Raw genomic sequence first — 20152 nt, 5'->3', positions numbered from 1 at the left:
CGGCTTAAGCGGGCGCTCCGCTTTTTTGACCGGAGACGAGAAATGGCCGTTCCTAAGAGAAAAACGTCGCCCTCGCGGCGTGGCATGCGCCGCTCCGCCGATGCCTTGAAGGCCCCGACTTATATCGAGGACAAGGATTCCGGCGAGCTTCGCCGCCCTCACCACGTCGACCTGAAGACCGGCATGTACCGCGGTCGTCAGGTGCTGAAGGTGAAGGCTGACGCGTAATTCACGCGGCATGCGAGCAAAAAGAACCGGCGCGAAATGCGCCGGTTTTTTTATGCCCGCAATCCCCAAAGGCCCTGATTTTTCCTCTGTTTTTACAGTTCGTTAAGCCTGAGGCCCGATCCTTGGGCGATCAGTTTCAACGGGGTCGGGCACTGCCTTTCCTGCCCCGGCGTGTAGCGAGTGCGGTGAGGATTGGGCGATGGCGACGAAGCGGCCGGGCCGGGCGGGGATCTTTCGAGGAGCACCCCGGACCCCGCATCAACGTCACGGCGGGATCGCCTGCCCCGCCTCTCATTCCGGCGCCGCCTATTCCTGGGATATCCTGTCCGACGCCCTCATCTGGTGCCCGGATGCCACCGCGCTCCTGGGCCTCCCGGCACGGGACCTGCCGCGCACGGGCAAGGCCTTCTCCCACCTCGTCGAGCCGGAAAGCGGACCCGACCGCCGCGCCGCGATGGCGGCCGGAGCAGGCGCGGACGGCAGCTTCGAGACCCGCTATGCCCTCCGCCTCGCGCCCGACCGGGTGCTCATGGTCGAGGAGACGGGCCGCTGGCAACCGGATGACCAGGGGCGCCCCGCCTTCGTCCGCGGCCTGCTGCGGGCCGATGCGGGCCAAATCTGCCTTCCGGCCCGGATCCAGGCCCGCTCCGGCCTGCTGGCGCAGATCCAGAACGGCATCAACGAGGCGCTTCGCATCTCGCAGACCTGCACCCTGATCGTCGGGGCCCTGGAGGGTGACGGCGCGGACGCCCTCGACGTCATCGCCCGCAAGCTCCGCCCCATGATGCGGCGGCAGGATCATTTCGGCGCCTTGAGCCCGAGCCGCTTCGCCCTGACCCTGACCGGATGCCCGGCCGCGGAAGCTCCGGGCGCCATGAAGCGGGTGGCGGGCCTCCTGAAGGACTGCTCCGGCGAACTGACGATTGCGGCCGCCTGTGCGCCCGACCATACCTTCAAGGCCGCCAAGCTGCTGCGCTTTGCCGAACAGGCGCTCGAATCGGCCCATTCGGGCTCTCAGCCCTTCGTGCTCTACGATTCCCGCACGGCCTTCCGCGCGGCGCGAAGCAAGAACGCCTCCTTCGACGTGGTAGCGGCCCTCAACGACCGGCGCCTGACCCTGGCCTGTCGCCCCATGGTGGACGCCTATGGCAGGACCCCCGTTCTGATGCAGGCCGCGACAGCCGTCGCCGGTCCGGACGGACGGACGACCACTCTCGGCTTCATCCCTGCCCTGGAGGAGGGCAATCTCAGCCTGCTCGTGGACGGACGCATGCTGGAACTGGCGGCGGATTACCTTGCCGGCCATCCGCATCAGCGTCTCGCCCTGCCCGTCGCACCGGCGACCCTGAAGGACGGGGAGTGGCTGCCGATGCTCGCCGCCCATCTCGGCGCGCGGCCGGGAATCGAGTCGCGTCTGATGATCGAGGTCCCCGAGATCGCGCTCGGCGCGGATGGGGCTCTTCTCGGCCGCCTCCACGCCATGAAGGCCATCGGAATCGGCCTGTCGCTCTCGGGCTTCGGGCTGGGGCACGTCCCGCCGTCATCCCTACGCCACATGCCCTTCGACATACTGAAAGTGGACGGCGTCTTCATCCAGCCTCTCAAGCGCTCGACCGAAGACCGGCTTTTCGTGCGCGCCCTCGTGGACCGGGCTCAAAACTTGGGGATCGCCGTCGCGGCCGAATGGGTCGACGACGAAGCGACCGCGCGGCTGCTCGCCGCCTGGGGCGTCGATTATCTGGAAGGGAGCCTGTTCGGGGAGCCGGAGGCGGTCGGACTGTCTCAGACGCTTTCGCAAAAGCTACGAGCCTGATCCTATTCAGGCTTTTAACAGCTTCAAAAGCCCATCCTCGTAAAACCTGTCTTCAGGCATCGGATCCTGTACCGTTCGAAGTTTCGAAAGTTCCTTCTCTGCGGTATTGCATAGAGCTTTAGCGAGCGCCTCCGCTTCACTCGATTTCATAAGGGCAAAGCTCAAGCCGCCATTGGCGCTGGCGCTATGCCACCAAGCCTCCTGTTCTGGGGCGATGATTCCAGCGTCCAGTCCAGCCTGAAAAAGTCAGTCGAAGGTTCTTCCCGACACCCACCACTCCGCTCCGTCTGTGAAACGTATGGTGAGCATAAGAGCTTACTTGTTCGCCAGCTTGTCGAGTTTGGCCTGCATGTCGGCCATCTGGCGCTTGAGGGCGTCCAGGTCGTTCGCCTCGTCCACCTGCGGCGATGGGGTCTTCGGACCGGAAGCGGCCGGGCCTCCCTGCGGGAAGGGCGCGAACATGCGCATGGCCTCGGTGAAGAAGCTCATGTTCTTGCGCACCTGCTCCTCCATGGCCTGGAAGGCCCCGGTGCCGAAAGCCTGGGCCATCTGATCCCGGAGCTTCTGCTGCTCCTGGGACAGGTTGTTCATGGAAAACTCGAGATAGCTGGGCACAAGGGCCTGCATGCTGTCGCCGTAGAAGCGGATGAGCTGGCGCAGCACGGTGACGGGCAGAAGGTTCTGCCCTTCCTTGTTCTCCTGCTCGAAGATGATCTGAGCCAGCACCGTGCGGGTGATGTCCTCGCCGGACTTCGCATCGTAGACGACGAAATCCTCGCCCTGGCGGACCATGCCGGCCAGGTCTTCCAGCGTCACATAGGTCGAGGTGCCGGTGTGATAGAGGCGGCGGTTGGCATATTTCTTGATGACAGTCGGCTGATTTTCCGTCGCCATTTGGACCCAATACGCTCCTGCAGATCGGTGGCCGGGGTTCCCGCCAAGAGATCAGCGGCCGCTCCTGATTATAAGCCTTATGCCCCACGATCAAAGCGCCAAAAGTCTAAGGGCCGCATGCCTGAGTTGCTTTATCCTGTTCTTGACATCGCAGGGGCTGGGGCTTTGATCGAACCAGCCATATCTATTTTCACACATCCAGCACAGGAGATGAGGAATGGCCCAGGACAGCATCGTCATCGTCGGCGCCGCGCGCACGCCGGTCGGCTCCTTCAACGGCGCCTTCGCCAATACGCCGGCCCACGAGCTGGGCGCCATCGCCATCAAGGCCGCCCTCGAGCGCGCGAAGGTGAGCGGCGAAGAGGTGGACGAGGTGATCCTCGGCCAGATCCTCACTGCGGCTCAGGGCCAGAACCCGGCCCGCCAGGCCGCCATGGCGGCGGGCGTTCCGCAGGAAAAGACCGCCTGGGGCCTCAACCAGCTCTGCGGCTCGGGCCTGCGGACGGTGGCCATCGGCTTGCAGCAGATCGCCAACGGCGACGCCAACATCATCGTGGCCGGCGGCCAGGAATCCATGTCGCTCGCCCCACACGCCGCGCATATGCGCTCGGGCACCAAGATGGGCGACTTCAAGCTCATGGACACCATGCTCAAGGACGGCCTCATGGACGCCTTCAACGGCTATCACATGGGCAACACCGCCGAGAACGTGGCGCAACGCTGGCAGCTGACCCGCGAGGAGCAGGACCAGTTCGCTACCGCCTCCCAGAACAAGGCCGAGGCGGCGCAGAAGGAAGGCCGCTTCAAGGACGAGATCACGCCCGTCACCATCGCGACCCGCAAGGGCGACATCGTCGTGGAGAACGACGAATACATCCGCGCCGGCACCACCCTCGAAGGCCTCGCCAAGCTGAAACCCGCCTTCTCGAAGGACGGCACGGTCACCGCCGGCAACGCGTCGGGCATCAATGACGGCGCAGCGGCCGTCGTGCTGATGACGGAGGCGGAAGCGCAGAAGCGCGGCCTCACGCCGCTCGCCCGCATCGCCTCCTGGGCCACCGCCGGCGTCGATCCGGCCATCATGGGCACGGGCCCGATCCCGGCCTCCCGCAAGGCGCTCGAAAAGGCGGGCTGGAAAGTCTCCGACCTTGAACTCGTCGAGGCCAACGAGGCCTTCGCGGCCCAGGCGCTCGCGGTCAACAAGGACATGGGCTGGGATCCGTCCATCGTGAACGTGAACGGCGGCGCCATCGCGATCGGCCATCCCATCGGCGCATCCGGCGCGCGCGTGCTGGTGACCCTGCTGCACGAGATGGGCCGCCGCAACGCGAAGAAGGGCCTCGCCACCCTGTGCATCGGCGGCGGCATGGGTGTCGCCATGTGCCTTGAGCGCTAAAAGCTGCCTTGAGCGCTAAAAGCTGCCTTGAACGCTCTAGCATCGGGTGTGAAATCGCCCCGCACATCCGATGCTGTCAGTCTCTGTTTTTGAGCATCTTTTCACGCAAAACCGGTTCCCACTTTTGCGTTCGGTGCTCCAGAAGCTGCCTGGAGAGCTGAAGCGTCCTCCCCTCCGCGGCGTCGCGCTGACGCTGCGTTATGATCCAAAGGCGGCTTGTGCTTTCGAGGGAGCGCAAGCCGTTTTCGTAGATATCGAAAGGGCTAGGTCAAAGAACGGACCTACACGGTGCCAGGCCGTGTTCCATGTATTAAGCTGTCGGCGGCGGAAAGAACTTCATCTCTTCAACGGGTTCATAAAAATCCGCGATGGAACGGCTTGAGGGAAGGAAAAAGCATGGCGCGCGTTGCATTGGTTACCGGAGGCACTCGCGGCATCGGTGCCGCGATCTCGACGGCCCTGAAGCAGGCCGGCTATCGGGTTGCCGCCAATTACGGCGGCAACGACGAGGCGGCCAGCCGGTTCAAGGCCGAGACGGGGATCCCCGTCCACAAATTCGACGTTGCGGATCCGGCTGCCTGCGAGACGGGCATCCGAGCGATCGAGGCCGAACTCGGTCCGGTCGACATCCTGGTCAACAATGCGGGCATTACCCGCGACGGCACATTCCACAAGATGACGTTCGACCAGTGGTCCACCGTGATCCGCACCAATCTCGATTCCATGTTCGCCTGTACCCGCCCCGTGATCGAGGGCATGCGCGAGCGCAGTTTCGGACGCATCATCATCATCTCGTCCATCAACGGCCAGAAGGGCCAGATGGGACAGGCGAACTACGCCGCCGCGAAAGCGGGCGCGATCGGCTTCGCCAAGGCGCTGGCGCTGGAAAACGCCAACAAGGGCATTACCGTTAACGTGATCGCACCCGGCTATATCGCCACCGAAATGGTGAAGGCCGTGCCGGAGGAGGTCCTGAAATCCAAGATCCTGCCGCTCATTCCCGTCGGCCGCCTCGGCGAGGCGGAGGAGATCGCCCGCGGCGTGCTCTTCCTCGCGGGCGACGATGCGGGTTTCGTGACAGGCTCGACCCTGACCATCAACGGCGGCCAGTACATGGCGTGATGCGCCGCCCTCCCCGCGCTGGAGAGCGATGAGGGCGAGACAGGACAGCCGGAGCGCCGCGCGTGATCCCCAAGGCCACGCCGGCCCTCCACCTTCACGCCCCCTCCCTGTCATGGCCCTCTTCCGTATGGCTTCCTCGCGCCCTCCCAGGGCGAAGCGCCTATCCGGAAAGCGAGCATCGGGCCCATCCCAAAAGCGAATTCCACTTTCGGGCCCGATGCTCTACGAGGCGTGCACCATGACGACACGCACCGCCACCACCATCGGCCTCATCGCCGTTCTGCTCTGGTCCCTGCTGGCCCTGTTCACGGCGGCCACGGGCACGATCCCGCCGTTCCAGCTCAACGCCATGACGTTCCTCATCGGCGGACTCGTCGGCATGGTGAGCTGGGTCATCCGTCCGCAGGGGATCAAGGCGCTCCGGCAGAAGCCCGTCGTCTGGGCGCTCGGGATCGGCGGCCTGTTCGGGTATCATGCGCTCTATTTCGCGGCTCTGCGCCTGGCGCCGCCCGCGGAAGCGGGCCTGATCAACTATCTCTGGCCGCTGCTCATCGTCCTGTTCTCGTCGCTTCTGCCGGGCGAGCATCTGCGGCGCGCGCATGTCGCGGGCGCGCTGCTCGGCTTTGCCGGCGTGATCGTGCTCATCGCCGGGCGCGGCGCCTTCGATGCGCGGACGGAGTTCCTCCCCGGCTATCTCTGCTCCTTCGTGGCGGCCTTCGTCTGGGGCGGCTATTCCGTGCTCTCGCGCCGCTTCGGCCAGGTTCCCACGGACGCGGTGGCGGGCTTCTGCCTGCTGACGTCGCTCTTGAGCTGGATCTGCCATTTTGCGTTCGAGACCACCGTCTGGCCGCAGACGGCGACCCAGTGGCTCGCCGTCCTGGCGCTGGGCTTGGGCCCCGTGGGCGCGGCTTTCTATGTGTGGGACGTCGGGATGAAGCGCGGCGACATCCGGCTGCTCGGCGTCGCCTCCTATGCGACGCCCGTCCTCTCGACGCTCGTGCTCGTTTTCGCGGGCTATGCGGAGCCGACGCTCACGCTCGCGCTGGCCTGCGGCCTCATCGTCGCGGGCGCGCTGGTGGCGACGCTGACGCCTAAACGGACCGTCCCGGCATGACCCGGTGGGTGTAGCGATAGGCCGTCGCGAAACCAAGCGTTCCGTAGAGGGAGCGCGCGACTTCGTTCTCCTCGCGCACCTGGAGATAGGCGCTGTGCGCGCCTTCCTTGCAGCCCCAGGCCATGAGGCTCGTGACGACCCGGCGGCCGAGGCCGATCCCCCGCAGGTCCGGTGCGACGACGATGTCGTAGAGGCCGACATAGCCCCGCTCCACGACGCCGAGACCCCAGGCCACCGGCTTCTCGTCGAGGCTCAGCGTGGCGAAGGCGGTCGTCTGCCGGATCCGGGAGACGATCTGCATCAGGGTCGCGCCGTCGGCCTTGTCGCCGCCATAGGATTCCGCCGTCTCGCGCACCCAGCTCTTCGAGACCTGAGACTGGAGCTCGACCTCCGGATCGGCCTCGCAATCCCCCTGCCGGATCTCCGCCACGAGGACATGGGTGGGCTCGATCTCCTTGAAGCCGCGCATCCTCAGACGCTCGTTCACTTCCGCAGCCTCCAGCCCGTTGAGCCGGAAGGTGGGGCGCACGTTCGCCTCGACGAAGCGCGCGATCATGTGATCGATCAGCTCCTCGTCGAGCGATGCGTTCGGCAGGAACGGCGTCGCGGAATTGGCGCGCTTCGAATAGCCGTTGGCCAGACGCAGGATCCAGCCGTCATAGGCCTGATACTCGAAGGACGGCCACGCATTCAGGAGCCGGCTTTCCAATCCGATGATGAGGCTGTGATCGTTCATGAAACCTGCCGCTCCTCGCATGCGCTGCGCATCAGAACCTGTTCTTCCATTCCCTTAACGATTGAAAGACCTCCACGGGCGCGGCGCCTTCCTTATGAACGGTTTTCGCAAGCGCCGGCTCCCCCGCCCGCAGGAAGGGATTGGTGGCCCTTTCGTCGCCGATCGTCGACGGCACCAGAAAACGGCCCTCGGCCGCGGCCCGCTCGGCCTGGGCCGCCCGCGCCTTCAGGGCCGCATTGTCCGGATCGGCCGCCAGGGCGAAACGCGCATTGGCGAGCGTGTAATCGTGGCCGCAATAGACCCGCGTCTCATCGGGCAGGCCCGCGAGGCGCTGCAGCGTATGCCAGAAATCAGCATAGGTGCCCTCGAACATGCGCCCGCAGCCGAGGGTGAAGAGCGTATCGCCTGCAAACAGCACACCGTCCTCGTCGAACCAATAGGAGACATGGTCCGCGCAATGGCCCGGCGTCTCGAGGACCCGCGCCTGAAGGGTCCCCACCAGCACCCCGTCGCCCTCGCGCACCCACAGGTCGGCGGAGGGCACCGCCTCGCGAGCCTTGGCGGGGGCCACGACCCGGCAGCCGGTGCGGCTCTTCAAGGCCTCGACGGCCTGGACGTGGTCGCTGTGGCGATGGGTGACGAGGATATCCGTGAGCGTCCACCCCGTCTCGGCCAGGGCCGCCAGGATCGGCCCCTCCTCCGGGGCATCGATCGCCGCGCAGGAGCCCGTGTCGGGATCGTTGATCAGAACACCGATATTGTCCTGGAGGCAGAGAAAGGCGTGAATCTGGGCCGACATCGCCGAACCTTGTCTTGATGTGCTGGAAGCTGTCATGGAAGACTTAAACTAGCGCATCGTGCGAAAAAGTGGCCCCGATTTTTCGCAAGGACAATGCGCTCATCTCAGAAGGGAACATCGAATTGATCCCAAAAGGGGAATCCACCTTCCGGATTCATCCGGCGCTCGATTCCTGGCGCACCACGTCGTCCGGCGGGGGCGGAGGGTCCGCGGCAGCGAAAAACCGGGTCCGCCGTCATGCGTTGTCCGCATGAAACGAAACATGTCTCGATGAGGCCATGAGCATCGACATCACAGACCTGCGCAGCTTCTACGCGAGCCCCCTCGGAGCCGTGACGCGCCGCTATGTCGGCCGAGCCATCGGCCGCTTCTGGGGGCCGCTGACGGGCCTGCGGGTGCTCGGCCTGGGCTACGCGCCGCCCTATCTTTCGCCCGCTAGGGCCGACAGCGAGCGGACGATCGTCTTCATGCCCGCGAGCCAGGGCGTGGTGAACTGGCCCGGCACGGGCGTTTCGGCCTCCGCCCTCGTGGACCCGCTGATGATGCCGCTCCCCGAGGCCTCCATCGATCGGGTGCTCCTGGTGCACGCCCTCGAAACCGTGGAGAGCCCGAGCGAGCTCCTCCACGAGATCTGGCGCATCCTGACCCCGGGCGGGCGCATCATCATGGTGGCCCCCAACCGTCGCGGCCTATGGGCCCGGATGGACACCACCCCTTTCGGCTACGGGCAGCCCTACAGCCGCTCCCAGCTCAAGAGCCTCATGCGGCAGACCTGGTTCTCGCCCGAGGGCTGGGCCGAGACCCTCTACGTGCCGCCCCTGACCAATCGCCTCGTGCTCGGCACCGCCCAGGCGTGGGAGCGCATCGGCTCGGGCTTCTCCCTGCCCTTCGCGGGGCTTCACATCGTGGAAGCCACCAAGCAGCTCTACCGCCCCGGCACAGTCATGGCGGTGCGCCGCTCCCGCCGCGCGGCCCCGGCCTTCGTTCCGGCAACCGCAACTCGGATGTCCACGGAGCGCTGATCCTCGATCGTCCTGCCGCACGTCCGATGCTCCCACCTCGAGGAGCGCATCGTTCATACAAAAAGCCGAGCCCACTTTCTCGCACGATGCTCCAATCCTTCAATGGCGCATCGTTCGGCGCGGGAAACCGGGGCCACATTTCCGCACGATGCGCTCGCGCGGCCCGCCGGGTCCGCACGATACGCTAGGCTTCAAGAGCTTCGATGGCTGCCTCCAGGGTCAGCTGCCCATCGGCGACGAGATGCGCGAGCCCGTGAGCCAGGGCCCAGGCCCGGATGGCACGCTGCTCCTGCCCGGGGGCTGGACGCAATGGATCCGCGACGGTCTGCCGGAGAGCATCGAAGGCGGATGCGGCCGTCTCCTTCAGCTCGGGATGCTGCCCGATGGGAAGAACCGAGCCGAACATCAGCAGGAAGTCGGCCCGGTGGTTCAGGGCAAAGCTCAGATAGGCCTTGCCGAGTTCCTCCAGCCGTCGCTCGGGCGGCGCTTCCGCTGCCGCCCGAAGGAGGGCATCCCTGAGATCGGCGAAGCCCGCCGCCGCCATCGCGGCGAGCAATGCCTCCCGGTTCTCGAAGTGGCGATAGGGAGCGTTGTGCGAGACCCCTGCGAGCCGGGCCGCCTCGCGCAGGCTCAGGGCGGCGGGCCCGTCCCGCGCGACGAGCTCGCGCCCCGCCGCGATCAGCGCCCGCCGGAGATCGCCATGGTGATATCCGAAAGCGGAGCGCCCTCGTTTGCCGGATCGGCCGCCACGCCTTTCCGGTCTATCGGATTCCGATGTTGACACGATCAACATTACCCTTATGTTGTCACTGCCAACATAAATGATCGATCCTGCCGTGAAAGCCAAGGCCGCACCATGTCCTTCGCACCCCTTCTGTCCGCTTCGCCTGTCGTCCAGCTTCACGCAGCGGCCGCCCTGGGGGCCTTCGGGCTCGGCGCCTACCAGATGGCGAGCCGCAAGGGCATGCGGGGCCACCGGCGGGCCGGCTGGGTCTGGGTCGTGCTCATGGGAGTGGTGGCGCTCAGCTCCCTCGGGATCGTCTCGAGCCGCCCATGGATCGGGCCCCTCGGCCCGATCCATGCCCTCTCCGCCCTGACCCTGATGACCCTGCCGCTCGCCGTGATCCACGCCAGACGCGGCCGGATCGCGGGCCACCGCAGGGCGATGATGCTCCTCTTCTTCATCGGCCTTGTCCTCACGGGAGCATTCACGCTGATCCCCGGACGACTCATGCACCAAGTGGTGTTTGGAAGCTCGATCGGGCTCGGAACTTGACTTGAAGGCCCTAAATCGCCAGTGTCCGCCCCCACCGGCGAGGCTCTTCAGCATCGCCGGCGTTCATTTTTCATAGAGTCTGATGCGCAGTTATCTCGATTTCGAAAAGCCAGTCGCCGAGCTTGAGGCGAAGGTCGAAGAGCTCCGTGCCCTCGGGGAGAACCGGGACGCCGTCTCCATCACGGAGGACGTGTCCCGTCTGGAAGCCAAAGCGGCGGATGCCCTGAAGGATCTCTATTCCAAGCTCACGCCCTGGCAGAAGACCCTGGTCGCGCGCCATCCGCAGCGGCCCCACTTCGTCGATTACTGCGCCGGCCTGATCACAGAGTTCACGCCGCTTTCCGGCGACCGCAAATTCGCCGAGGACGAGGCCATCATGGCCGGTTTCGGCCGCTTCCGGGGCCAGCCCGTCTGCGTGCTCGGCCAGGAGAAGGGTCATAATACGGAAACCCGCATCCGGCACAATTTCGGCATGGCCCGCCCCGAAGGCTACCGCAAGGCCGTGCGCCTGATGGAAATGGCCGACCGCTTCGGCCTGCCCGTCCTGTCCTTCGTGGATACCGCCGGTGCCTACCCGGGCATCGAGGCCGAGGAGCGCGGCCAAGCCGAGGCCATCGCCCGCTCGACCGAGACTCAGCTGGGCTTGGGCGTGCCGAACGTGTCCATCATCATCGGCGAGGGTGGATCGGGCGGCGCCATCGCGATCGCCACCGCCAACAAGGTGCTGATGATGGAGCACGCCATCTACAGCGTGATTTCGCCGGAAGGCGCGGCCTCGATCCTCTGGCGCGACTCGGCCCGTGCCCAGGACGCCGCCACCAACATGAAGATCACGGCCCAGGATCTCCTGCGCCTCGGCATCATCGACGCCATCGTCACCGAGCCGGTGGGCGGCGCCCATCGCGACCCGGAAGCCGCCATCCAGACCGCCGGCGCGGCCATCGAGGAAGCCCTCCACGATCTCGGCAACATGGGTCCGGCGGAGATCCGGGATCACCGGGCCGAGAAGTTCCTCAATATCGGCCGCAAGCTCTAGAGCATCGGACGCGGGAAGTGGATTTGCACTTTTTGGATCGATCCGATGCTCCCTTCGTGGAAAGAGCGCATCGTTCTGGAGAAGAACCGGGGCCACATTTTCGCACGATGCGCTAAACGGATCGCCGCGACCTGCCAGGGCCGCCTCCGGTCGCGGCCCTTGCGTCCCTTTCAGGCCACCTCTCCCTCCGAAGAGGTGGCCCTCCGGAATACCCTGAAGGGGGCGCGTTTACCTCCCCTTAACTATGACTTTATCACGGCCACGCTTGCAGTAATGAGCAGTTAAGGCTAACGATTTAAGGATTAAGGGGAACTGTCAGGCATAGAGCCGACAGATCAGAATTGCGGGGTCCCCCATGTTGAAGCGTATCGCATTGGCCGCGAGCCTGGCGCTCGCGCTCGCCGCCTGCCAGGACGAGAATTTCGCCGGAGGCTCCACGCGCCATCTTTCACCGATTCCGCCGGCCACCATGGCGCTCATGTCCACCAAGGGCATGTCCAAGAACGATCCCATCCTGGTCCGGGCCTACAAGAAGGAATCGGAGCTGGAAGTCTGGAAGCGCGGCTCCAACGGGAAGTACGCGCTGCTCAAGACCTATCCCATCTGCCGCTGGTCCGGCCAGCTCGGGCCCAAGACCCGCGAGGGCGACCGCCAGGTGCCGGAAGGCTTCTACGCGGTCACTCCGGCGCAGATGAACCCGAACTCCGCCTATTACCTGTCGTTCGACACCGGCTATCCGAACGCCTATGACCGGTCCTTCGGCCGCAACGGCGGAGACATCATGGTTCACGGCTCGTGCTCCTCGCGCGGCTGCTTCGCCATGACGGACCAGAACATCGCGGAAATCTACGCGATTGCCCGCGAGGCCTTCGCGAGCGGCCAGCGCGCCTTCCAGTTCCAGTCCTACCCGTTCCGGATGACGCCCGATAACTTGGCCAAGCACCGCCTCGATACGAACATCGCCTTCTGGAAGAACCTGAAGGAAGGCTCCGACACCTTCGACATCACGAAGGAAGAGGTGCAGGTGTCGGTCGCCAACCGGCGCTATCAGTTCTATGCCGGCTCCGAGGTGGCCTCCGCCGTGGCGCAGAAGCAGCGCCATGACGAGCAGGAGGTGGCCGAGCTCGTCTCCAAGGGCGTGAAGCCGATCAAGCTCGTTTATCACGACGGCGACACCCACGAATCCTTCCGCACGGCACTGGCCAACGCGTCCGGCGTCACCGACACCAAGCTCGGCTTCGTGAGCCGGACCGAAGGCATCGCGTCCGGACCGCAGCAGATCGCCCTCGACGACAGCGGCCGCGAGAAGATCGAGGCCCCGGCTCCGGCCCTGGCCTTCGCGTCCATGAAGGAAGTGCCCGCCGAAACCCCGAAGCCCAAGGTCGTGGCGGCGGCCCAGCCGGCGGCCTCCGCTCCGGCTCCGTCCTCTGAGGAGACGCCCTTCTACAAGAAGATGTTCGGCAACGTCGCCGACCTCTTCAGCGCCCCCTCTCAGCCCGCCGCGGAATCGGTTCAGGCCGCGCCGGCCGCGATCGCCCCGGCCGCCAGGATTCCGGCAAAGCCGCAGAAGCGCGCGGACGTGGAATCCGGCCTGAAGCTGGCCCAGGTCAGGAACTGACCGGCCCGAACGACCTCGTGTAAAAGCCCGCCCCTTCGGCGGGCTTTTCCATGGATGCTCCGGCGGGCTTCCCATGGCTCGAGCATCGGACGTGAAAAGATGCGCTCGGCAACTTCCCGTTTGCGAGCGAATTGAAGATCGGAGGCCTGCCGTGTCCGACGATCCGAGTCTCATCGCCGTCCCGAAGCTGTTGCAGCGTCAGATCGACAGCTTCGCGCGGTCGCTCCTGCAGCCTGTCCGGACCTTCGACTTCTCGTCTCCGCCCTTTGAGCCCGCCCTGGTCCCGGCGCAATCCGTTTCCTGGCGCGTCTTCAAGAACCCGGTCAGCGTCTTCATCGGCGGAGTGACGGCGGTCCTGCTCGAATTCGGCGAGCCGCGCGTCCGCGACGGCGTGTGGCAGCACAGCCGCTTTCGGACGGATCCCCTCACCCGGCTCCGGCGGACCGGCCTTGCCGCGATGATCACCGTCTATGGACCCCGCAGCAAGGCGGAGGCGATGATCGCGGGCGTGGTCAGGCGCCATGACCGCGTCGTCGGACGCACCCGCGAGGGCGAGCCGTATCATGCGAATGATCCAACCCTGCTCTCCTGGGTTCAGGCCACGGCCGGCTTCGGCTTCACCCAGGCCTATCAGGCCTATGCGACGCGCCTGACCACGAGCGAACGGCGTTCGCTGTTCGTGGAATCCGCACCGATCGCGCGGCTTTATGGGGCCGTAGGAGCTCCTTCCTCGCCGGAGGAGCTCGACGGCCTGTTCGAAGCGATGAGAACGAGGATCGTTCCCTCGCCCATCGTGTTCGAATTTCTGGAGATCATGAGGCGGGCCCCGATCCTCCCCGCCCCGGCGCGTCCCCTGCAAAGGGTGCTGCTCAAGGCCGCCGTCGAGATCCTGCCTCCCTGGGTGCGCGAACGGCTCGGTCTCGAGGAGCGCTGGAGCCTCAATGCATTCGAGCGTGCCTTCATCCACACCATGGCTCGGACGGCCGACCGGCTCGTCCTGCCGTCCTCGCCCGCCGTCCAGTCCTGCCGCCGCCTCGGCCTTCCCGACGACTATCTCTACCGCCGGTGACGGCAGCGCGACCGCCCGTCGCGTCCTGGTCGGGCCCAACCGCATCTCCAGCATCGGGCATGCAATCGAACCCACATCCGATGCGGCAAGCCTATGGCGTTGGGCATCGGAGCCAAAAGTGGATTCCACCTTTGGGATCAATTCGAGGCTCCAGGTATAGCGCGGATGTGCATCCCTACCCGCGCGGGAATGGCGGCGGAGGCGCACCGAGAAAGCAGAAAGCCCGCCGGTTCGGCGGGCTTTCTCGATGGTTCGGCTTTAAGCCACGAACTGGCCGTGACAATGCTTGAACTTCTTGCCGGATCCGCAGGGGCAGGGCTCGTTGCGGCTCACCCGGCCCCAGGTGGAGGAGTCGTTCGGGTCGCGCTGCGCGCCCGTGGCCGGGTTGATGGAGGTCGCGGCAAAGCCCTGGGCTCCGCCTTCGCCGAAGGCCGCGCCCTGCGGCATCTCGAATTCGTTCTCACCGGTGGCGGGATCGAGATGCTGCGGGAACATGGCCGGCAGAGGCTGCGCCTCGGGCTGCTGGAACACCACCTGGATGCGCATGAGCTGGCCGGTTACCTGCTCGCGCAGATGCGCGACGAGGTTGTTGAACAGCTCGAAGGCCTCCGACTTGTACTCGTTGAGCGGGTCGCGCTGGGCGAGGCCGCGCCAGCCGATGACCTGGCGCAGGTGGTCGAGGGTGACGAGGTGCTCGCGCCAGAGGTGGTCGAGGCTCTGCAGCAGAACCTGCTTCTCCACGTAGTTCATGACCTCGGCCGAGTTCGCCTCCACGCGCTGCGCATAGGCTTCGTCGGCTGCCTTGGTGATGCGCTCGCGGATCTCGTCGTCCGCGATGCCCTCCTCCTTTGCCCAGTCCTCGACGGGAAGGTCGAGGTTGAGGAAGTTGGCCACGTTCTGCTTGAGGCCCTGGATGTCCCACTGCTCCGCGTAGGCGTTCTCGGGGATGGCGCGGGACACGGTGTCCTCGATCACGCCGTGGCGCATGTCGTCGATGGTCTCGCGCACGCTCTCTTCCGCCATGAACTCCTTGCGCTGCTCGAACACGACCTTGCGCTGGTCGTTCATGACGTTGTCGTATTTCAGGATGTTCTTGCGGATGTCGAAGTTGCGCGCCTCGACCTTCGCCTGAGCCCGCTCGATGGCCTTGTTGATCCACGGATGGATGATGGCCTCGCCCTCTTTGAGGCCGAGCTTCTGCAGCATGCCGTCCATGCGGTCGGAGCCGAAGATGCGCATCAGGTCGTCCTGGAGCGACAGGTAGAACTTGGAGCGGCCCGGATCGCCCTGACGGCCCGAGCGGCCGCGCAGCTGGTTGTCGATGCGCCGGGACTCGTGGCGCTCGGTGCCGAGCACGTAGAGGCCACCGGCGGCCAGGGCCTTCTCCTTGAAGGCTGCGACCTCGTCGAGGATTTCCTTCTCGCGGCGCGCGCGCTCCTCGCCCTCGACCCCGACGAGCTCGCGTTCGATACGCATCTTGGCGTTACCGCCGAGCTGGATGTCGGTGCCGCGGCCGGCCATGTTGGTCGCAATGGTGATCGCGCCCGGCACGCCGGCCTGAGCGACGATGAAGGCCTCCTGCTCGTGGAAACGGGCGTTCAGCACGGCGAAATGCTTCGTGCCGCGGCCGGCGCGCGCATCCCTGTAGAGGGGCTCCAGCGCCTGCGGGTCCTCGAAGTCGATGAGCTTGTAGCCTTCCTTGACGAGGAAGTCCGCGAGATACTCCGACTTCTCGATCGAGGTGGTGCCGACCAGGATCGGCTGGCCGTGCGCGGACGCAGCCTCGATGTCGCGGATGACCGCGTGATAGCGCTCCTCCGCCGTGCGGTAGACCTCGTCGTCGTCGTCGATGCGCGAGACGGGACGGTTGGTGGGGATCTCGACCACTTCGAGGTTGTAGATCTCCAGGAACTCGTCGGCCTCGGTCGCGGCCGTTCCGGTCATGCCGCCGAGCTTTTCGTAGAGGCGGAAATAGTTCTGGAAGGTGATGGAGGCGAGCGTCTGGTTCTCGGGTTGGACCTGCACGTGCTCCTTGGCCTCGAGCGCCTGGTGCAGGCCTTCCGAATAGCGGCGGCCCGGCATCATGCGGCCGGTGAACTCGTCGATGATCACCACCTCGCCGTTGCGGACGATGTAGTCCTTGTCGCGCTGGAAGAGGGTGTGGGCGCGAAGCGCCTGGTTCATGTGGTGGACGAGGGTGGCGTTCTGAGCATCGTAGAGGTCGCCCTCCTTGAGCAGGCCCTCGGCGCGCAGCAGCTCCTCGATCTTCTCGGTACCGTCCTCGGTCAGGGCCACGGAGCGCTGCTTCTCGTCGAGCTCGTAGTCGCTCTTGTTCAGGCGCGGGATGACCTTGTCGACGGCGTTGTAGAGTTCCGAGCGGTCGTCGAGGGGGCCGGAGATGATGAGCGGCGTGCGGGCCTCGTCGATGAGGATCGAGTCCACCTCGTCCACGATCGCGAAATTATGCCCGCGCTGGACCATCTGCGACATCTCGTACTTCATGTTGTCGCGAAGATAGTCGAAGCCGTATTCGTTGTTGGTGCCGTAGGTGATGTCGGCCGCATAGGCCTGGGCACGCTCGGCATCGTCGAGGCCGTGGACGATGATGCCGACGGTCAGCCCCAGGAAGCGGTAGATCTGGCCCATCCATTCGGCGTCGCGGCGGGCGAGGTAGTCGTTCACCGTGACCACATGGACGCCCTTGCCCGCAAGGGCGTTCAGGTAGACCGGCAGGGTGGCGACCAGGGTCTTGCCCTCACCCGTGCGCATTTCGGCAATCGAGCCCTCGTGGAGCACCATGCCGCCGATCAGCTGAACGTCGAAGTGGCGCTGGCCGAGCGTCCGCTTGGCCGCCTCGCGGACCGTGGCGAAGGCGGGGACCAGGATGTCGTCCAGGGTTTTGCCCTGGCTGAGCTGAGCCTTGAATTCCTCTGTGCGGGCACGCAGCTCGCTATCGGAGAGAGCCTCCAGCTCGGCCTCCATCGCGTTGATGGCCGCGACCTTGGGCCGGTAGGACTTCAGTCGGCGATCGTTGACCGAGCCAAAGATTTTCTTCGCGAATGAACCGAACATCGAGAGCCTTCAGAATTCCAGATTCCAGGAGATAAGGGGCATTGGGGCCGCCTTATAGACCTAATTATGCGGATGCGCATCTTAAAGACCGCGCCGGAACGGCGCAGCCTAAGACTCCGCGAACGGGCCCGGAAAAAGGCCGCGCTCTGCGGCATGCTGTGGCATAATTATGCCATCGCTTGCAAACGTAAACAGGTTGAGCCATCTGAACTTGCTGTCCATGGGCTCAGTCAGCCCACCAGAGGATCCGACATGTCTTCACTCCCGGTACGTAAAAGCCTTCTCGCCTTTGGAGTCGCCCTGCCCCTGATGGCCGGGGCCGCCTTCGCCCAGACGCCCCCGGCCTCGTCCCCGGCAACCTCGCCGGCCGCCGTGCCAGCCGTGGACCCCTCCAAGGTGGTCGCCCGGGTGAACGGCATGGAGATTACCGAAGGGGATCTCGCGGTCGCGGCCGAGGATCCCGCCCTGCAGATGCCGAACGTGCCCGACGAGCAGAAGCGTGAGCTTCTGATAGGCTACCTGATCGACCTGAAGCTCGGCGCCAAGGCCGCCGAAGCCGCCAAGGTCGGCAGCGGTGCGGATTTCGCCCGTAAGCTCGCCTATAACCGGGACAAAACCCTCCTGGACGCGTATCTCGATCAGACTGCCAAGAAGGCCGTAAACCCCGAAGCCGCCCGCAAGCTCTACGACGAGACCATCAAGGGCCTGCCCGCCGAGCAGGAGGTGCGTGCCCGCCACATTCTCGTCGATAGCGAGGAAGAGGCCAAGAAGGCTTATGACCGCGTGAAGGGTGGCGAGGATTTCGCCAAGGTCGCGGGCGAGGTCTCCAAGGATCCCGGCTCCAAGACCGACGGCGGCGATCTCGGCTTCTTCACCAAGGACCGCATGGTCGAGCCCTTCGCCGAAGCCGCCTTCAAGCTCGAGCCGGGTCAGATCTCCGAGCCCGTGAAGAGCCAGTTCGGCTGGCACGTGATCAAGGTGGAGGAGAAGCGCACCAAGCCGGTGCCGAGCTTCGATGAAACCAAGGATCAGGTCGAGTCCTATCTCGGCCGGAAGGCGCAGCAGGACCTCATCACGGGCCTGCGCAAGGACGCCAAGATCGAACGGCTGGACGACAAGGGCAACCTGGTCGAGCAGAAGAAGCAGTAGGAACGCCGGCTCAGACATCCAAAGGGCGGCCCTCGGGCCGCCTTTTTTGTTTCAGGCTCCATTTCGTCATGGCCGGGCTTGTCCCGGCCATCCCCGTCTTCACAACCGCAGCCGTCAAAGCCGTGGCTTCCCGGACCAGGTCCGGGGATAAAGGAGTGAGGCCGTCAGCGAAACCTCCATCTCGTTGCAGCAATTGCGGCCGTCACTTGTTCGTCCGGCCCATGCGGTCCGGGTCGATGCCGCCCTTGAAGGTCGAGCCGCCGTCCAGATTGTGCGGATCCTCACCGGCCATGGTGGTGCCCTTGGACCGTCCGATTCCAGGGTCCACGTCAAGGTCGCTGCGCGGCCTCTCCTCGGACTTCGTCTTGGGGTGCTTGCCGGCCATGTAAGCCTCCATCGGTGTAAGCCTCCATCGGTTGCAGACCGGGTCAACGAGGGCACAGCACCCGCGTTCCTTGCCGCCACGGCCGCTCCCCGTGCAGCTTTGACTTGACAAAAAGCCTTAAAAAACCACAGGTCGCGGTTCCTAACAGTGTTCCATCCGCTCACCTTCTGAGAGCCCGCATGTCCAAGACAATGTCCCCGCTCGCGCCCAAGACGTTCCCCAGCCTGCCCGCCATCGACGGAGTCCGGCTGGCCACGGCGGAGGCAGGGATCCGATACAAGAACCGGACGGACGTGCTCTACGTGACCCTGCCCAAGGAAACGACCGTGGCGGGCGTGTTCACGCGCTCCAAATGCCCCTCGGCTCCCGTCGACTGGTGCCGCAAGAACCTGGCCAAGGGCACGGCCCGCGCGCTCGTGGTGAATTCCGGCAATGCCAATGCATTCACCGGCAAGAAGGGCTCCGAGGCGGTGAAGCTCACGGCCGAGATCGCCGCCGAGGCCGCGGGCTGCCGTGCCTCCCAGGTGTTCATCGCCTCCACGGGCGTGATCGGCGAGCCGCTCGACGCGTCGAAGTTCCAGGGCGTGCTGGAGGCCTGCGAGAAGAAGGCGAAGCCCTCGGCCTGGCTCGACGCCGCGAAGGCCATCATGACCACGGACACCTTCCCGAAGGTCGCGACCCGCACGGCCACCATCGGCGGCGTCGAGGTGACGATCAACGGCATCGCCAAGGGCGCGGGCATGATCGCGCCCGACATGGCAACCATGCTCTCCTTCATCTTCACAGACGCGCCGATCGCCGCTCCCGTCCTCCAGGCCCTGCTCAAGAAGGGCGCCGACAAGAGCTTCAACTGCGTGACGGTGGACAGCGACACCTCGACCTCCGACACCCTGCTCTTCTTCGCGACCGGCGCTGCGGCCAAGCGCGGAGCGCCCGCGATCTCGCTGCCGAGCGACCGGCGCCTGAAGGAATTCCGCGCGGCGCTCGAGGGCCTGCTCAGCGACCTCGCCCAGCAGGTCGCCCGCGACGGCGAGGGCGCGCGCAAGTTCGTGACCGTGAAGGTGACGGGTGCGACGGGCGCGACCTCGGCCAAGCGCATCGCCATGGCGATCGCCAATTCCCCGCTCGTGAAGACGGCAGTGGCCGGCGAGGACGCCAACTGGGGCCGCGTGGTCATGGCCGTGGGCAAGGCAGGCGAGCCGGCCGAGCGCGACAAGCTCGCCATCTGGTTCGGCGACATCCGCGTGGCCGTGAAGGGCGCGCGCGATCCGGACTACAGCGAGGCCAAAACCTCGGCCTACATGAAAGGCGACGAGATCACGATCCGGGTCGATCTCGGCCTCGGACGCGGCGAGGCCACGGCCTGGACCTGCGATCTCACCAAGGCCTATGTGGAAATCAACGGCGATTACCGGAGCTGAGG

18 protein-coding genes are annotated in these 20152 nt (G+C 65.5%); 12 read left to right on the top strand and 6 right to left on the bottom strand.

Annotated elements, in window-relative coordinates:
- Positions 1–42 precede the first annotated feature (42 nt).
- Together rpmF and AB8841_RS11580 are read left to right on the top strand one after the other, a co-directional pair.
- Entirely contained in the window at positions 43–228 is a 186-nt protein-coding gene (rpmF, locus tag AB8841_RS11585; protein ID WP_036358586.1) for a 50S ribosomal protein L32, read from the top strand.
- Between the two features lie 199 nt (positions 229–427).
- Positions 428–2041, top strand: coding sequence for an EAL domain-containing protein (locus AB8841_RS11580; protein WP_370436003.1), 1614 nt, complete (start codon positions 428–430; stop codon positions 2039–2041).
- A gap of 315 nt (positions 2042–2356) precedes the next feature.
- On the opposite strand, the gene phaR is transcribed toward AB8841_RS11580, so the two are convergent.
- The gene (gene phaR / locus AB8841_RS11575) at positions 2357–2935 is read right to left on the bottom strand and encodes a polyhydroxyalkanoate synthesis repressor PhaR (protein ID WP_370436002.1); all 579 of its coding nucleotides are present in this window, start codon (positions 2933–2935) and stop codon (positions 2357–2359) included.
- 217 nt (positions 2936–3152) lie between these two features.
- Here phaR and AB8841_RS11570 point away from each other — a divergent pair, with 217 nt between their 5' ends.
- The 3 genes from AB8841_RS11570 to AB8841_RS11560 all read left to right on the top strand — a co-directional run bounded on the left by AB8841_RS11570 (position 3153) and on the right by AB8841_RS11560 (position 6567).
- Positions 3153–4331, top strand: coding sequence for an acetyl-CoA C-acetyltransferase (locus tag AB8841_RS11570; RefSeq protein ID WP_370436001.1), 1179 nt, complete (start codon positions 3153–3155; stop codon positions 4329–4331).
- A 396-nt stretch (positions 4332–4727) separates the two neighbouring features.
- Positions 4728–5453 carry an acetoacetyl-CoA reductase gene (gene phbB / locus AB8841_RS11565; protein WP_370436000.1) on the top strand — a complete coding sequence of 242 codons (726 nt, stop codon included), beginning with the start codon at positions 4728–4730 and terminating at the stop codon, positions 5451–5453.
- Positions 5454–5691: 238 nt separating this feature from the next.
- A complete protein-coding gene (locus tag AB8841_RS11560; protein ID WP_370435999.1) occupies positions 5692–6567 on the top strand; it encodes a DMT family transporter in 876 nt (291 codons plus the stop codon).
- On the opposite strand, the gene AB8841_RS11555 is transcribed toward AB8841_RS11560, so the two are convergent.
- Positions 6545–7303, bottom strand: coding sequence for a GNAT family N-acetyltransferase (locus AB8841_RS11555; RefSeq protein WP_370435998.1), 759 nt, complete (start codon positions 7301–7303; stop codon positions 6545–6547). The two genes, AB8841_RS11560 and AB8841_RS11555, sit on opposite strands and share 23 nt — an antisense overlap.
- Before the next feature lie 31 nt (positions 7304–7334).
- On the bottom strand, positions 7335–8102 hold the full coding sequence (gloB, locus tag AB8841_RS11550; RefSeq protein ID WP_370435997.1) for a hydroxyacylglutathione hydrolase: 768 nt from the start codon (positions 8100–8102) through the stop codon (positions 7335–7337).
- 278 nt (positions 8103–8380) lie between these two features.
- Between gloB and AB8841_RS11545 the strand changes: the two genes are divergently transcribed.
- The gene (locus tag AB8841_RS11545) at positions 8381–9124 is read left to right on the top strand and encodes a methyltransferase domain-containing protein (RefSeq protein WP_370435996.1); all 744 of its coding nucleotides are present in this window, start codon (positions 8381–8383) and stop codon (positions 9122–9124) included.
- Between the two features lie 184 nt (positions 9125–9308).
- On the opposite strand, the gene AB8841_RS11540 is transcribed toward AB8841_RS11545, so the two are convergent.
- Positions 9309–9908 (bottom strand): TetR/AcrR family transcriptional regulator, encoded by a 600-nt coding sequence (locus AB8841_RS11540; protein ID WP_370435995.1) that lies wholly within the window; start codon positions 9906–9908, stop codon positions 9309–9311.
- Between the two features lie 72 nt (positions 9909–9980).
- Between AB8841_RS11540 and AB8841_RS11535 the strand changes: the two genes are divergently transcribed.
- The 4 genes from AB8841_RS11535 to AB8841_RS11520 all read left to right on the top strand — a co-directional run bounded on the left by AB8841_RS11535 (position 9981) and on the right by AB8841_RS11520 (position 14123).
- Positions 9981–10400 (top strand): DUF2306 domain-containing protein, encoded by a 420-nt coding sequence (locus AB8841_RS11535; protein WP_370435994.1) that lies wholly within the window; start codon positions 9981–9983, stop codon positions 10398–10400.
- An 82-nt stretch (positions 10401–10482) separates the two neighbouring features.
- Entirely contained in the window at positions 10483–11436 is a 954-nt protein-coding gene (locus AB8841_RS11530) for an acetyl-CoA carboxylase carboxyltransferase subunit alpha (protein WP_370435993.1), read from the top strand.
- Positions 11437–11791: 355 nt separating this feature from the next.
- Positions 11792–13054: a L,D-transpeptidase family protein gene (locus AB8841_RS11525; protein ID WP_370435992.1), complete on the top strand. Its 1263-nt coding sequence runs from the start codon at positions 11792–11794 to the stop codon at positions 13052–13054.
- Between the two features lie 151 nt (positions 13055–13205).
- On the top strand, positions 13206–14123 hold the full coding sequence (locus AB8841_RS11520; protein WP_370435991.1) for an oxygenase MpaB family protein: 918 nt from the start codon (positions 13206–13208) through the stop codon (positions 14121–14123).
- A gap of 258 nt (positions 14124–14381) precedes the next feature.
- Here the strand turns inward: AB8841_RS11520 and secA are convergent, their stop codons facing one another.
- The gene (gene secA, locus AB8841_RS11515; RefSeq protein ID WP_370435990.1) at positions 14382–17195 is read right to left on the bottom strand and encodes a preprotein translocase subunit SecA; all 2814 of its coding nucleotides are present in this window, start codon (positions 17193–17195) and stop codon (positions 14382–14384) included.
- A 252-nt stretch (positions 17196–17447) separates the two neighbouring features.
- On the opposite strand from secA, the gene AB8841_RS11510 reads away from it, so the two are divergent.
- Positions 17448–18344, top strand: coding sequence for a peptidylprolyl isomerase (locus AB8841_RS11510; protein WP_370435989.1), 897 nt, complete (start codon positions 17448–17450; stop codon positions 18342–18344).
- Between the two features lie 202 nt (positions 18345–18546).
- Here AB8841_RS11510 and AB8841_RS11505 read toward each other — a convergent pair whose 3' ends face one another.
- Positions 18547–18729, bottom strand: a complete 183-nt coding sequence (locus tag AB8841_RS11505; RefSeq protein ID WP_370435988.1) for a hypothetical protein — start codon at positions 18727–18729, stop codon at positions 18547–18549.
- Between the two features lie 179 nt (positions 18730–18908).
- On the opposite strand from AB8841_RS11505, the gene argJ reads away from it, so the two are divergent.
- Positions 18909–20150 carry a bifunctional glutamate N-acetyltransferase/amino-acid acetyltransferase ArgJ gene (gene argJ / locus AB8841_RS11500; protein ID WP_370435987.1) on the top strand — a complete coding sequence of 414 codons (1242 nt, stop codon included), beginning with the start codon at positions 18909–18911 and terminating at the stop codon, positions 20148–20150.
- The last annotated feature ends 2 nt before the right edge of the window (positions 20151–20152 follow it).

Source organism: Microvirga sp. TS319 (assembly GCF_041276405.1).
In the GTDB taxonomy this organism is placed as follows: Bacteria; Pseudomonadota; Alphaproteobacteria; order Rhizobiales; family Beijerinckiaceae; genus Microvirga.
Note: the sequence above shows the minus strand (reverse complement) of the source record. Positions and strands in the feature narration are given on the sequence as shown.

Excerpts from the sequence above, each read along its gene's own strand:
- rpmF (WP_036358586.1), top strand. The coding sequence starts at position 43 with ATGGCCGTTCCTAAGAGAAAAACGTCGCCCTCGCGGCGTGGCATGCGC.
- AB8841_RS11580 (WP_370436003.1), top strand. The coding sequence starts at position 428 with ATGGCGACGAAGCGGCCGGGCCGGGCGGGGATCTTTCGAGGAGCACCC.
- phaR (WP_370436002.1), bottom strand. The coding sequence starts at position 2,935 with ATGGCGACGGAAAATCAGCCGACTGTCATCAAGAAATATGCCAACCGC.
- AB8841_RS11570 (WP_370436001.1), top strand. The coding sequence starts at position 3,153 with ATGGCCCAGGACAGCATCGTCATCGTCGGCGCCGCGCGCACGCCGGTC.
- phbB (WP_370436000.1), top strand. The coding sequence starts at position 4,728 with ATGGCGCGCGTTGCATTGGTTACCGGAGGCACTCGCGGCATCGGTGCC.
- AB8841_RS11560 (WP_370435999.1), top strand. The coding sequence starts at position 5,692 with ATGACGACACGCACCGCCACCACCATCGGCCTCATCGCCGTTCTGCTC.
- AB8841_RS11555 (WP_370435998.1), bottom strand. The coding sequence starts at position 7,303 with ATGAACGATCACAGCCTCATCATCGGATTGGAAAGCCGGCTCCTGAAT.
- gloB (WP_370435997.1), bottom strand. The coding sequence starts at position 8,102 with ATGTCGGCCCAGATTCACGCCTTTCTCTGCCTCCAGGACAATATCGGT.
- AB8841_RS11545 (WP_370435996.1), top strand. The coding sequence starts at position 8,381 with ATGAGCATCGACATCACAGACCTGCGCAGCTTCTACGCGAGCCCCCTC.
- AB8841_RS11535 (WP_370435994.1), top strand. The coding sequence starts at position 9,981 with ATGTCCTTCGCACCCCTTCTGTCCGCTTCGCCTGTCGTCCAGCTTCAC.
- AB8841_RS11530 (WP_370435993.1), top strand. The coding sequence starts at position 10,483 with ATGCGCAGTTATCTCGATTTCGAAAAGCCAGTCGCCGAGCTTGAGGCG.
- AB8841_RS11525 (WP_370435992.1), top strand. The coding sequence starts at position 11,792 with ATGTTGAAGCGTATCGCATTGGCCGCGAGCCTGGCGCTCGCGCTCGCC.
- secA (WP_370435990.1), bottom strand. The coding sequence starts at position 17,195 with ATGTTCGGTTCATTCGCGAAGAAAATCTTTGGCTCGGTCAACGATCGC.
- AB8841_RS11510 (WP_370435989.1), top strand. The coding sequence starts at position 17,448 with ATGTCTTCACTCCCGGTACGTAAAAGCCTTCTCGCCTTTGGAGTCGCC.
- AB8841_RS11505 (WP_370435988.1), bottom strand. The coding sequence starts at position 18,729 with ATGGCCGGCAAGCACCCCAAGACGAAGTCCGAGGAGAGGCCGCGCAGC.
- argJ (WP_370435987.1), top strand. The coding sequence starts at position 18,909 with ATGTCCAAGACAATGTCCCCGCTCGCGCCCAAGACGTTCCCCAGCCTG.